Annotated in this window: 7 protein-coding genes and 1 pseudogene; 4 read left to right on the top strand and 4 right to left on the bottom strand. The window is 62.6% G+C overall.

What is annotated here, in order from left to right:
- Positions 1-49 precede the first annotated feature (49 nt).
- On the top strand, positions 50-6,472 hold the full coding sequence (locus tag BA011_RS18125) for a translocation/assembly module TamB domain-containing protein (RefSeq protein ID WP_065281470.1): 6,423 nt from the start codon (positions 50-52) through the stop codon (positions 6,470-6,472).
- Between the two features lie 60 nt (positions 6,473-6,532).
- Here the strand turns inward: BA011_RS18125 and BA011_RS18130 are convergent, their stop codons facing one another.
- Complete coding sequence (locus BA011_RS18130) at positions 6,533-6,970, bottom strand: Lrp/AsnC family transcriptional regulator (RefSeq protein WP_171376692.1); 438 nt, start codon at positions 6,968-6,970, stop codon at positions 6,533-6,535.
- 125 nt (positions 6,971-7,095) lie between these two features.
- On the opposite strand from BA011_RS18130, the gene rocF reads away from it, so the two are divergent.
- From rocF to BA011_RS18145, 3 genes are all read left to right on the top strand, one after another.
- The gene (gene rocF, locus BA011_RS18135) at positions 7,096-8,031 is read left to right on the top strand and encodes an arginase (RefSeq protein ID WP_065281471.1); all 936 of its coding nucleotides are present in this window, start codon (positions 7,096-7,098) and stop codon (positions 8,029-8,031) included.
- 76 nt (positions 8,032-8,107) lie between these two features.
- Entirely contained in the window at positions 8,108-9,307 is a 1,200-nt protein-coding gene (rocD, locus tag BA011_RS18140) for an ornithine--oxo-acid transaminase (protein WP_065281472.1), read from the top strand.
- Positions 9,308-9,605: 298 nt separating this feature from the next.
- Positions 9,606-10,082, top strand: coding sequence for a chemotaxis protein CheW (locus tag BA011_RS18145; protein ID WP_003543427.1), 477 nt, complete (start codon positions 9,606-9,608; stop codon positions 10,080-10,082).
- Positions 10,083-10,232: 150 nt separating this feature from the next.
- On the opposite strand, the pseudogene BA011_RS18150 reads toward BA011_RS18145, so the two are convergent.
- The 3 genes and pseudogenes from BA011_RS18150 to fdhD form a co-directional block, all read right to left on the bottom strand.
- A pseudogene (locus BA011_RS18150) lies at positions 10,233-11,889 on the bottom strand (OFA family MFS transporter).
- Positions 11,890-12,003: 114 nt separating this feature from the next.
- On the bottom strand, positions 12,004-12,249 hold the full coding sequence (locus BA011_RS18155; RefSeq protein ID WP_065281473.1) for a formate dehydrogenase subunit delta: 246 nt from the start codon (positions 12,247-12,249) through the stop codon (positions 12,004-12,006).
- The gene (gene fdhD / locus BA011_RS18160) at positions 12,239-13,063 is read right to left on the bottom strand and encodes a formate dehydrogenase accessory sulfurtransferase FdhD (protein WP_065281474.1); all 825 of its coding nucleotides are present in this window, start codon (positions 13,061-13,063) and stop codon (positions 12,239-12,241) included. The genes BA011_RS18155 and fdhD overlap by 11 nt, the downstream gene beginning before the upstream one ends.
- Positions 13,064-13,144 lie beyond the last annotated feature (81 nt).

The following is a 13,144-nucleotide window of genomic DNA, read 5'->3' on the forward strand; positions in this document are numbered from 1 at the left end:
TGTTTTCCGATCTGTAGGCCGTCATGAAAACGGGGTAGTGTCCGCGCCGATGCAAACGCTGACAAAAATCGTCAACTGGGTCGTACGGCTCACCGGCTATGTCGTCGGCGCTATCTTGATTCTCGCGGTCGTGGCACTGGCGATCTTCGGCTTCACCAGTTTTGGCGCCCGTATCGTCACCGAAAAGATAGCCTCCACGCTTTCCAATCGCGACATGACGATCGAGGTTCGCGAACCGCAAGGCCTTTTGACCGGCGGGCTTCGCGCCGCCGAGATCTCGATCTCCGATACCAGGGGCGTCTTTGCGGAAATTCATGGCGTCGCGATCGACTGGAATCCGCTTGCGCTGCTGACCGGAACCTTCCATGCCAAACGCTTCGAGATCGAAGCGATCAACGTGCTGCGCAAGCCGGTACGCACCCTGCCCTCGCGGCCCGAGGCTGAAAATTCCGGCGGATTCAGCCTTCCGATTAGAGTCGATGTAGACCGCATCGCGCTGCCCGATATCAAACTTGCCGCCCCCCTTGCCGGCCGCGCCTTTGCGCTCGCCGCCGAAGGCAGCCTTTCGGCGAACAGCGATGGTGGTGAGGCCGTCGTCAATGTCAGCCGTCACGCGGTTCCGGATGCGCGGCTTGTCGCCGACATCGCTTTTGCCCCAACCGAAAACCGGCTGCGCTTGAAGGCGCAGCTGTCCGAGCCGAAGGGCGGACTGCTGGCGGGCTTTCTCGGCCTGCCGGACAGCCCGGCCGTCAACATCGATCTCGATGGCCAGGGGCCGATATCCGATTGGAAAGGCAAATTGCAGGCTGCCCTCGACGGGCAGCAGCGCGCCGCAATCGAGGCTCGGCATCAGATTACGGAAGACGGGCTGCACCACCTCGACCTCAAGGGCGGCGGTGACCTGAGCTCGCTGCTTCCATCGGCATTCCGGCCGCTTTTTGCCGGCCAGACCAATATCGATCTTGCCACCACCTTCGACAATCACGGCAAGATCGATATCCAGACCGGCAACATCGCCACCGGCAGCGTGGTGGTCGCCGCCTCGGGCACCCTCGATCCGGCCGGCAACAACAGCCTGAACGCCAATCTGCTCGGCACGTCGGGGCCTGTCGATTTCCGCTGGCCACTCGCCGAAGGCGAAGCGCGCTTCCTTATATCAGGTCTCAACCTGGCACTAACAGGCGATGCGCAGGCCGCCCGACTGAACGTCAGCGGCTCGCTCGACACCGCAACCCTTCCGCAGGCCAATATCGGCAATATCAAGCTGACGGCAAAGAGCGACGCCTTCAATCTCGCCGCCCGTTCCGGCAGCGTTCAGCTGCGCCTTGTTGCCGGCGACGCGACCTTTGCCGAGCCGAACCTCAATCGTGCGGTCCAAGGCCCGATCACCATCGCCTCGCCGCTGCAGATCTCGCCCAGTGGTATCGGCTTCAACGGCACCACCGTCGAAAGCGCCAATATCAACGGCGGCCTCAACGGCTCCTATCGGCTGGCAGACCAAGCGCTGACCGGCAACCTCAAGCTCACCATCAACCCGGCAGCCCTGCCGGCTGCGGCAACAGACAGGTTCGACGGACCGATCTCGCTCGAAAGCCAGGTGGTCGGCACCATTCCGTCGAAATTCGCGCTGTCCAACCTCGTCCTGAAGTCCGGTACGCTCGAAGCCGCCGGCAATGTCGCGCTCGACGGCGGGATCTTGAACGCAGATCTCTCCGGCCGGTTGCCTGACATCGGCAAGCTCATCCCCGGGGCCAGCGGCGGGGCGGGTTATGCGTTGAGAGTGGGAGGTGAGCTCCCGGCAATTTCCGTCACGGCCAATCTCAAGGCGCCCAGGCTTGAAATGGCCGACCGCGTGCTCGGCAACCTCAATATCGACCTGTCGGGTCTCGCCGATCCCAAGGCGCCACAGGGCAGGATCGCCGCCACCGGCACGATCGACGGACAGCCGATCGGCATCAACGGCGACATCCGCTCGCAGGGCGGCAAGACGAGCATTCCGGCGCTGACCGCCGATATTGGTGGCAACCGGCTGACCGGCAATGTGGAATTCTCGTCTTCCCTTGAGCCGACAGGCGCGCTGACCTTCGATTTCCCCAATATCGGCCTGCTCGCCGCACTCGGCGGACAGAAGGCCGAAGGCGATCTCAAAGGGTCGCTCGGCGTCAGCAGCGATGGCGGCAGGATTGCGCTCAAGCTGCTTGCGACCGGCGGCTCGATCCGCCGTGATACGCTTGCGATCGTCAAGCCGGATATCGATGTCACGGTCAGCGATCTCAAAGCCCTTGCGGCAAACGGCACGGTCAAGGCCGAGGAGGTGAGTGCCGGAACGAACAGGCTCGCCGGCCTTTCGCTCGATTTTACCAAGCAGCAAGACCATACCGATTTCGATCTCGATGCTGCCTATGACGGCAATCCCGTTCTGGCGGCCGGCAATATCGAAGCGGCCGGCGGCACGATGCACCTGAACCTCGATCGCTTCTCGGCAAGCCCCCGCAATATCCCGATCGAGCTTGCCGCACCGACGCAGGTCACCATCGGCGGCGGCGCCGCCAATCTGAACGGGGTGACGCTGAAGACCGGCACCGGCTCGGTGACCGTCACCGGTTCCGCCGGCGAAACGCTGAAGATCGATGCAGACATCCGCGAGCTGCCGGCAGCGCTTGCCAACGGTTTCGTGCCCAACCTGTCAGCCGGCGGCACGATCTCCGGAACCATTGCCGTGACCGGAACGCCGGCAGCACCGGTTGCCGATTTCAAGCTCGACTGGAAAGATGCGACGACGGGCCAGACCAAGGGGGCGGGTCTGGCACCGCTCGGCATCACCGCCGGCGGCAAATTCGCCGACAACAAGCTCGATTTCGACACGACGGTCGGCAGCAATGACGGCCTGTCGCTCAGGGCTGTCGGCAATGTCGCGCTCGCTGACCCGAAAGCGCCGGTGCTTGATGTCGACGCCGATATCCTCAATCTGCCTGCCCGCATCGCCAACGGTTTCGTTCCCGATCTCGCCGCCGAAGGCACGATCACAGGAAAACTGGCGGCCTCCGGCTCGCTCGCTAATCCCACCGCCAATTTCGATCTCGATTGGAAAAGCGCTGCGACGAGCCAGACGAAGCGTGCCGGCCTTGCCGAGCTCGCCGTCAAGGCATCAGGAAAATTCGCCGACAGCAAACTCGATTTCGACACGGTGATCGGCGGCGCCAACAGCCTCTCGCTGAAGGCAAACGGCAATGTCGCCATCACGGGCACGGCGCTCGGCAACGTCGCGGTCGACGCCGCACTGGCGAATGTTCCGGCAAATATCGCAAACAGCTTTGTACCCGATCTCGCCGCCGAAGGCGCGATCTCCGGAAAGATCTCGGCCGCCGGGTCGCTTTCCGCCCCCACTGCCAATTTCGATCTCGTTTGGAAAGATGCTGCGACGAGCCACACGAAACGTGCCGGCCTTGCCGCGATCAGCGTGACCGCGTCGGGTAAATTTGCGGATAACAAGCTCGATTTCGACACGGGGATCGTCGGCGCCAACAGCCTCTCGCTGACGGCAAACGGCAATGTCGCCATCACGGGCACGACGCTCGGCAACGTCAAGGTCGATGCGGCGCTGGCAAACATCCCGGCAAACATTGCAAACAGCTTCGTCGCCGATCTCGCCGCCGAAGGCACGATCTCGGGAAAGATTGCGGCCGCCGGGTCGCTTTCCGCCCCCACCGCCGATTTCGATCTCAATTGGAAAGATGCTGCGACGAGCCACACGAAACGTGCCGGCCTTGCAGCACTTGGCGTGACCGCGTCGGGTAAATTTGCCGAAAACAAGCTTGATTTCAACGCGGCAGTCAGCGGCGACAAAGAGCTCTCACTGAAAGCCACGGGCAATGTCGCATTGGCCGGGCGGGCGATCGACAGCATCAAAGTCGATGCCGAGATTGCCAAGCTTCCCGCCAGTCTTGCAAATGCCTTCGTTCCCGATCTGGCGGCCGGCGGCACGATATCCGGCACTGTGTCCGCCGCCGGAACACCCGCCGCACCGAAAGCCGACTTCAAGCTCGACTGGACGGATGCTGCGACCAGCCAGACCAGAAGCGCTCGCCTCTCGGGCCTCGCACTTGCCGCATCGGGACGCTTCGCCGACAACCGGCTCGATTTCGATGCCAATCTCGCCGGCAAGGACGGCCTCTCGCTGAAGGCCGCCGGCAACGTCGCGATTTCAGGCACGTCGGTCCGCAATCTTGACGTCAAGGCCGATCTCGCCAACCTCCCGGCAGGCCTCGCCAACGGCTTCGTTCCGGGTCTTGCGGCCGAAGGCACAGTCTCGGGAACGGCATCCGCTTCCGGCGCGCTTCCGAAGCCGGCGGTCGATTTCAAGCTCGACTGGAAGAACGCCGCGACCGCCCAGACCAGGAGCAGCGGCCTTTCGGGCCTGAGTGCTGCGGCCTCCGGCAAATTCGCCAATGACAGGGTCGATTTCGATGCCAATCTCGCCGGCAGGGACGGCGTGCTGGCCAAGGCGACGGGCGGCGTGACGATCGCCGGAACAGCCATCCGGGACCTTTCGATCAATGCCGATATCCCGGCACTGCCGGCAAATATCGCAAATGCCTTCGTTCCCGGTCTCGGTGCCGAAGGCACGCTTTCGGCAAGCGCCGTGACGTCGGGAACGCCGGCAAATCCGATCGTGGATTTCAAGCTCGACTGGAAGGATGCTGCGACCAGCCACACCAAGGCTGCCGGCCTGTCCCGCCTTGCGCTGGCGGCGACGGGAAAATACGCTGGCGCCAGGCTGGATTTCGATGCCGACCTCAGCGGCAGCGGCGGCATTTCGCTGAAAGCCGCCGGTAATCTTTCCATCGCAGGCACAACGATCCGATCGATCGACGTCACGGCGAACGCCGCCAATGTTCCGGCTGCCATCGCCAACGGCTTTGTTCCGGGTATCGGAACCGAAGGCACGATCTCGGCGACGGCCAAAGCGACTGGCGCGCTGTCCTCGCCCGTCGTCGACTTCAAGGTCGACTGGAAGAACGCCGCGACGAGCCAGACGAAAGGCGCTGGTCTTTCACCACTCACCATCGGCGCATCAGGCAAACTTGCCGAAAACAGGCTGACGGTCGACACCAGCCTTGCCGGTGACGCCGGCATGTCGCTGAAGGGCGGCGGCAGCGTCGTCATCACCGGCGCTCGCGCCATCGACATGCGCTTCACAGGCAATCTTCCCTTCGCCGTGCTCGGCGCCCCGCTTGCGCAACAGGGCTTTGTCGCGGACGGCGTCGCCACCGTCAATCTTCAGATCGGCGGAACGGCCGCGGCACCCGTCATCAACGGCACTGTCTCGACCAATGGCGCAAAGCTCGTCGACGTCCGGCGCAATATGGCCGTCAACAATCTGACGGCGACCGTGACCTTCAATGGCAAGCAGGCGGTGATATCGCGCCTCAGCGGCAGCCTTGGCGGCGGCGGCACGATTTCGGCCAGCGGCACCATCGGCATCCAGCCGGCCGGCGGTTTTCCCGCTGACATTTCGATCAAGCTCGACAAGGCGGTCTATGTCGATGGAACGCTTGTCGTCTCGACCGTCAATGGCACGGTCGGCCTGCGCGGGCCGATCACCAATGCGACGCTGAGCGGCAAGCTTCGGCTGGACAAGACCTCGATCACGGTCCCGGCAAAATTGCCGACTTCGCTGAGAGAAGTCGACATCCGGCATAAGAATGCGCCGCGGGCGGTGCTTGCACAGCTGCGCGATGGCGGCGAGCGCAAACCCGGCGAGAAGTCCTCCGTGATCACGCTGGATCTCGAAATCGACGCGCCCTCGCATATCTTCGTGCGCGGCCGCGGCATCGACGCCGAACTCGGCGGCCTGGTGACGATCCGCGGAACGGCGGCTGCACCCATCGTGACCGGCGGCTTCACCATGCGCCGCGGCCGCATGACAATTCTCAACCGCCGCCTGGATTTCTCCGATAAGAGCAGGATCACCTTTGTCGGCGACCTGACGCCGGCGCTCGATATGGAAGCGACCTCGGCCTCCGGCTCGACGACCCTGACCGTCGACGTCGCCGGCCTCGCCACCGACCCCGCGATCACCTTTTCCTCCTCGCCCGAACTGCCGCAGGACGAAGTACTGGCGCAGCTGATCTTCGGCCAGTCGATGTCGAAGCTCTCGCCAGTGCAGATCGCCCAGCTCGCCGACGCCGTCAGTCAGCTGGCCGGCAACCGCTCCACCTCGCTTTTCGAAGGCCTGCGCAACCAGCTCGGCGTCGACGATTTCGACGTCAGCACCGATTCCAAGGGCCAAACGAGCGTCAGCGTCGGCCGCTACCTCAACGACCGCACCTATTTCGAATTGCAGCAGGGCGGCTCGGCCGGCGCCAAGGCTGTGATCAACCTCGATGTCGGCCGCGGCGTCAAGCTGCGCGGAGGGGCCGGCGGCAACGGTGAGGGCGAAGCCGGCATTGTCTACGAACGGGAATACTGATGCATCTCGCTCGAAGCTGTGCAGCAGTTTGAGGACAGCATGCACAGGCTTTAAGCCGGTTTAGAAACCGGTTTTGCTGGTCTTGAGAAGGATGTTGGTCTCGGTCGAATTGATGCCGTTGATCAGCCGGATGCGGCGCAGCGTCTCGTCGAAGGCGGCAAGGTCGCGGTCCTCGAGTTCGGCGACGAAATCCCATTTGCCGTTGGTGCTGTGAAGCGCGCGCACCTGCGGCAGGCCCCTCAACTGATCGGCCACCCTGTCGGCGAGCTTGCCGAGCACCTCGATCATGACGATGGCGCGCACGCCGGCGGAGCGCGTCTCATGGCCGGTGCGGATAGTGAAGCCGACGATGGTGCCGCTGGCCACCAGCCGATCGATACGGGCGGCAACCGTTGCCCGCGATGCACCGGTCATCGCCGCAAGCGAGGAGACGGAAATCCGGGCGTTATGGCGAAGTGCGCTCAGAAGTTCGGTGTCGAGATCGTCCACGCTGATCACTTTGTCAAAATAGGTTTATCAATTTGAGCAATCATAGTCCATTTCTGACACTTTTCCATCTTTTTGCCGCCGACCCTTTATCCCACTATCGGCCGAAAACAGGCCTCAACACGGAGCCCTCCCAAATGAATGCGCAATCGCGATCTGTCACCCTCATCGGCGCGCCGCTGGAAGAAGGCTCCGGCCGCAGAGGGGCTGCCATGGGCCCCGCGGCCCTGCGCATTGCCGGCGTCGACCAGACGCTGATCGAGCTCGGCCATGACGTCGCCGATATCGGCGATCTCAGGATCGTGCCGGCGATGGATCTGCCGAGCCACCCGAAGGCCCATAATCTGAGGATCGTCGGCGCCTTCACCCGCGCGCTCGAAAGCAGCGTCCACGACGTCGCCGCCTCCGGCCGTTTCCCGCTCATTCTCGGCGGCGACCACAGCCTTTCCATGGGCAGCGTCTCCGGCATGGCCCGCTATGCCGCCGGCAAGGGCCGCCCGCTCTTCGTGCTCTGGCTCGATGCCCATGCCGATTTCAATTCTCCGGCCACCTCGCCCTCCGGCAATATTCACGGCATGCCGGTCGCCTTCTTCTGCGGCGAGGCTGAGTTCGCCGACATCCTGCCGAAGGACCGTCCGTTCGTCGATCCGAAGAATGTCTTCCAGGTCGGCATCCGTTCTGTCGATGCGCGCGAGCGCGAGGAAATCCACGAACACGGCGTCAACGTCTTCGACATGCGCGCGATCGACGAGCAGGGCATCGGCGCCATCATGCGTGAGATCCTCGATGTCATCACCAAGGCGAACGGCCTGCTGCATGTCAGCCTCGACCTCGATTTCCTCGATCCCGAGATTGCCCCCGGCGTCGGCACGACGGTGCCTGGCGGTGCGACTTTCCGCGAGGCGCATCTGGTCATGGAAATGCTTTCGGACAGCGGCCTCGTCTCTTCGCTCGATCTCGTCGAGCTCAATCCGTTTCTCGACGATCGCGGCAAGAGCGCCCGCATCCTGGTGGAGCTGACGGCAAGCCTGTTTGGCCGCCGCATCTTCGATCGCCCGACACGCGCCGCATAAGAGCATGTCGAGCAAAAGTGTGCAGCGGTTTTGCGATAACGACATGCGTTGAAATAAGATTAGAGGGAGAACGGCCATGAACACTTCGGAAAAACTGATCGCCACGGAACAGCGGCTCGGCGCCCATAACTACAAGCCGCTCGACGTGGTGCTGACGCGTGGCGAAGGTGTTTATGTCTGGGATACCGACGGCAACCGTTATCTCGATTGCCTCTCGGCCTATTCCGCCGTCAACCAGGGCCATTGCCATCCGAAGATCCTCGCCGCCATGGTCGAGCAGGCGGGCAGGCTGACGCTCACCTCCCGCGCCTTCCGCAACGATCAGCTCGCCTATCTCTACGAAGAGCTCGCGGCTCTCACCGGATCGCACAAGATCCTGCCGATGAATTCCGGTGCCGAAGCGGTGGAGACCGCCATCAAGGCGGTGCGCAAATGGGGATATGAGGTCAAGGGCGTGCCGGAGGGCAAGGCGGAGATCATCGTCTGCGCCGATAATTTCCATGGCCGGACGCTGAGCATCATCAGCTTCTCCACAGATCCCGATGCCCGCAGCGGTTTCGGCCCCTACACATCAGGCTTCCGTATCATTCCCTTCGGCGATGCCGAGGCTTTCGCCGCCGCAATCAACGAGAACACGGTGGCGGCCCTGATCGAGCCGATCCAGGGCGAAGCCGGCGTCATCATCCCGCCGGCGGGCTATTTCACCCGCATCCGCGAGCTTTGTACGGCAAACAACGTCACCCTCATCCTCGACGAAATCCAGACCGGCCTCGGTCGTACCGGCAAACTGCTGGCCGAGGAGCACGAAGGCATCGAGGCCGACGTGACGCTGATCGGCAAGGCGCTGTCCGGCGGCTTCTATCCGGTGTCGGCCGTGCTTTCGAATTCCGAAGTTCTGGGCGTGCTGCAGCCCGGCCAGCACGGCTCGACCTTTGGCGGCAATCCGCTCGCCTGTGCAGTGGCGCGCGCAGCACTCAAGGTGCTGACGGAAGAGGGCATGGTCGAGAACGCCGCTGTTATGGGCGACTACTTCCTCGAAGGCTTGAGGTCGATCCGCTCGAACATCGTCAGGGACGTGCGCGGCCGCGGCCTGATGATGGCCATCGAGCTGGAACCCGAAGCCGGCGGCGCACGGCAATATTGCCATGCGCTGAAGGAGCGCGGTCTTCTCGCCAAGGACACCCACGACCACACGATTCGCCTCGCTCCGCCACTGGTCATATCAAGAGAGCAGGTCGATTGGGCGGTCTCGCAGATTGGAAAGACGATAAGCTGAGTAAATCGGCGCAATTCTTCTTTGGTATCCCGAATAAGCCTGGAATACCCTGACTGCGAAAATATCGGCTGGAGGAGATCGGCAGCAAAACCGCCTCGCCTTCATCCGAGCTTAAAAACCTTCTCAATCTCGTCTTTCAATTTAGATTTGGGCAACACTCTTTCGCTAAAGTCATCGATAACCGTAACGATGCTTCGCCGAGCGCAAAGCCATCGCGTGGTATGAAGGCAAAGCTTGTCCGCGCCAATGGTGGCGCATCCGCTTCTGCCCTGGCTTACGATAGTTGGGAAGAATTCTAATGGCCACGATCAATTCGACTAACTTCAGCGGCGATACGCTCGAAATTATTGCCTTCCGCCTGCATGATCAGGAATTCTGCGTCAAGACCACGACCATCCGCGAAATCCGTGGCTGGGCACCATCGACGCCGATCCCGCATGCGCCGGCCGATGTCATCGGTGTCATGAACCTGCGCGGCTCGGTGATCCCGATTATCGATCTGGCTTTCAAGCTCGGCATGAAGAGCACGGTCGCCAACGAGCGCAGCGCTATCGTCGTCGCCGAGGTTCACAGCATGGTCATCGGCATGCTGGTCGACCGTGTCTCGGATATCCTCACCATCTCGTCCAGCCAGGTCCAGCCGGTGCCTGAAGTGACCGCCTCCTTCGACCGCGCCTATTGCGAAGGTATCATCGCCTCGGAAAATGGCATGATCTGCTTCCTGAACCTTGCCAAGATGTTCAAGGAAAACGAAACGGACGAACTGGCCGCCTGATCCGGCCAATATGATCTGGACATTTGCACAATTCGGATATTCGAAAACCGCCCGGCAACGGGCGGTTTTTTATTGCGGAACAAGCAGCAGGCTGCAGGAAAACGGCAGCCTCACTGGACTGGTTGTGCCGCCGCGAGGCGGCACTTTTGCTTATCCGAACAGCGCGAAAGTCGCCCTCAGCGTCACCCAGACACCCCACAGCAGCGGAATGCCGACGACGGCCCAGGCAAGCATCGCCTTGGCGTCCAGCCCGCCTGTGCCGATGCCGAAGGAACCGGTCGGCCCGGCATTGACGGCCGCCGACTTCGCCTGCAGCGCAGCGACCTCGTCATCCGACATGAACCATTTGTCCGAAAGCGGCCTGATCAGCGCATTGGCGATGAGCCCGAGCGCCAGCATGCCGGCGAGGATATACATGGTGCCGGTATAGAGGGTTGGCCCGGGCGCAACGCCGGCGGCGATCTGTGCTTCGCGGATATAGTTGACGACGACGGGCCCGACGATGCCGGCCGTTGCCCAGGCCGTCAGCAGCCGGCCGTGGATGGCGCCGACGAACTGCGTACCGAAAATATCGGCAAGATAGGCCGGGATCGTCGCAAAGCCGCCGCCGTACATCGACAGGATGATGCCGAAGGAGAGAACGAACAGCGCCTTGTTGCCCATGCCTGCGAAAGTGGGCGCCAGTGCATAGAGCACGATGCCGAGGACGAAGAAGCAATAATAGGTATTCTTGCGGCCGATCTTGTCGGACAGCGACGCCCAGAAGAACCGTCCGCCGATGTTGAAGAGCGACAGCAAACCGGCGAAACCGGCGGCGATCGTGGCGATCGATGCCTTCTGCCCGGCGTCGAGCTGGGCGAAGCCGACATCCGGCAGACCGATCAGCGAACCGGCGAAGATTTCCTGTAGCATTGGCGAGGCCATGCCGATAACGCCGATACCGGCCGAAACGTTGAGGCAAAGCACCGCCCAGATCAGCCAGAACTGTTTTGTCCTGTGGGCATTGCGCAGGTGCACATGTTTGGTGGTGATCATCGTGCTCTTGGCTGCAGGCGGTGTCCAACCCTCGGGACGCCAGCCGGCCGGCGGAATGCGATAGCCGAAGGCGCCGCCCATCATGAAGACGAAATAGATCACAGCCATGACGATGAAGGTCTGCCAGACGCCGACCGAACTGTCGGTCTTGAAGGTATTCATCAACAGGTTGGCTAATGGGGCGCCGATCATCGCACCGCCGCCGAAGCCCATGATCGCCATGCCGGTCGCCATTCCGCGCCGGTCGGGAAACCACTTGATCAGCGTCGAGACCGGCGAGATGTAACCGAGGCCGAGACCGATGCCGCCGATGACGCCGGCGCCCAGCCACATCATCCAGAGCTGATGCGTGATGACGCCGATCGCGGCAAGAATGATGCCGCCGCACCAGCAGCAGGCGGAAACGACGCCCGCCTTGCGCGGACCGGCCCGCTCGAGCCAGCCGCCCCAGATGGCGGCGGACGAACCAAGCAGAACGAAGAACAGCGTATAGATCCAGCCGAGGTCGGCAACGCGCCAGTCGCAGGTCGTGGTGAACAACGCCGAGGCAAGTGTCAGATCGGGGCAGGCCGTCGAGGCCGTGATCCCGAGCGACTTGGAAAGCGGCAGCCAGAACACGCTGAAACCATAGCCATGCCGATGCAGAGATGAATGGCGAGCGCCGCCGGCGGCACCAGCCACCGATTGAACCCGGGCCTTGCGACGATCCTTTCACGATCGAGCAGGCCGCCCCCGCCAACGCCCCGTCTGTACGTGTTCCCGCTGCTGTCATGAACAACTCCTTCTTGATTCAGACCTGGCTTGATTCAGACTTAGTGTGACCGGCACATACGCAGGCAGCGTGTTCCTGCCTCCCCTCCCGCATGGGCCCAATGCTGGATGCTGGCTATGGGACCCGGTGTGTCACCGGCTCCGGCTTTCTAATCAGAGGGACGGCCTGAAGCACGAGCGCGTCCAGGCCATTCTCCTCATTCTCCAGAATTTCAAACAATTGCCGCCGCATGCGCGGGTCCCAGAATTTATTGATATGGGTGGCGACCCCCTGCGCAGCCTCGCTTTGCGGCTGGCTCTTGAAGAAGGTGGCGATCTGGTTTGCCATATAGACGAGCTTGGTCTTGGTATCATGCGACATCGGCAATGCTTCCGGGCGAGATGCGGTGCGGGTGGGTGAAGATCTCGAAATCCTCGCCACGCACCAGCGCGACGAGCGTCATGCCGGCTTCTTCGGCCGTTCGGATGGCGAGAGCCGTCGGCGCGGATATGGCGATGAGCACCGGGCTACCGAGGATCGCTGCCTTCTGCACCATCTCGACGGAGAGCCGGCTGGTGACGACGACGGCGCCGTCCCCGCCTCTTTCACTGGCGCCGATGACGGCGCCGCAGAGCTTGTCCAGAGCGTTGTGCCGACCGACATCTTCGCGCACGGCAATCAGCCCCCTGCCGGGAAGATAGAACCCGGCGCCATGCACCGCCCGCGTCTCACGATGCAGCGGCTGTGCCTCGTTCAGAAGCGAAACGGCGCGGACGATATCAGCATGCGACAGCGCCAGCGGCGATGTCGAAACGTCAGGCACCGGCCGTACCGCCTGTTCGATCGATTCGATGCCGCAAAGCCCGCAGCCGACCGGTCCCGCCATGCTGCGGCGTCGTGCCCGCAGCCGATCGGCGACGTCGTCGACCAGGCTCACCTGCACATCGATCCCCTGCTCACCCTCGATGACCTCGATGCCCGATATCTCTGCCGGCCCGGTGATGATCCCTTCGGTCAGGCTGAATCCGACGGCAAAATCCTCGAGATCATCAGGCGTTGCCATCATTACCGCATGCGAACTGCCGCCATAGGAAAAGGCGATCGGCACCTCTTCCGGCACGATGCGCGAACCGGCTTGGAGGATGCCGTTGCGGCGGGCGGTTTCGGGCGCACGGGCGGTGACGGTGAAGGTCATGATGCAAACTCCCCCTTCTCCCCAGCGGGGAGAAGATGCCCGTCAGGGCAGATGAGGGGGTGAGCGACAATAGGAGCGAAC

It is taken from the genome of Rhizobium leguminosarum, assembly GCF_001679785.1.
GTDB classification, from domain to species: domain Bacteria; phylum Pseudomonadota; class Alphaproteobacteria; order Rhizobiales; family Rhizobiaceae; genus Rhizobium; species Rhizobium leguminosarum_R.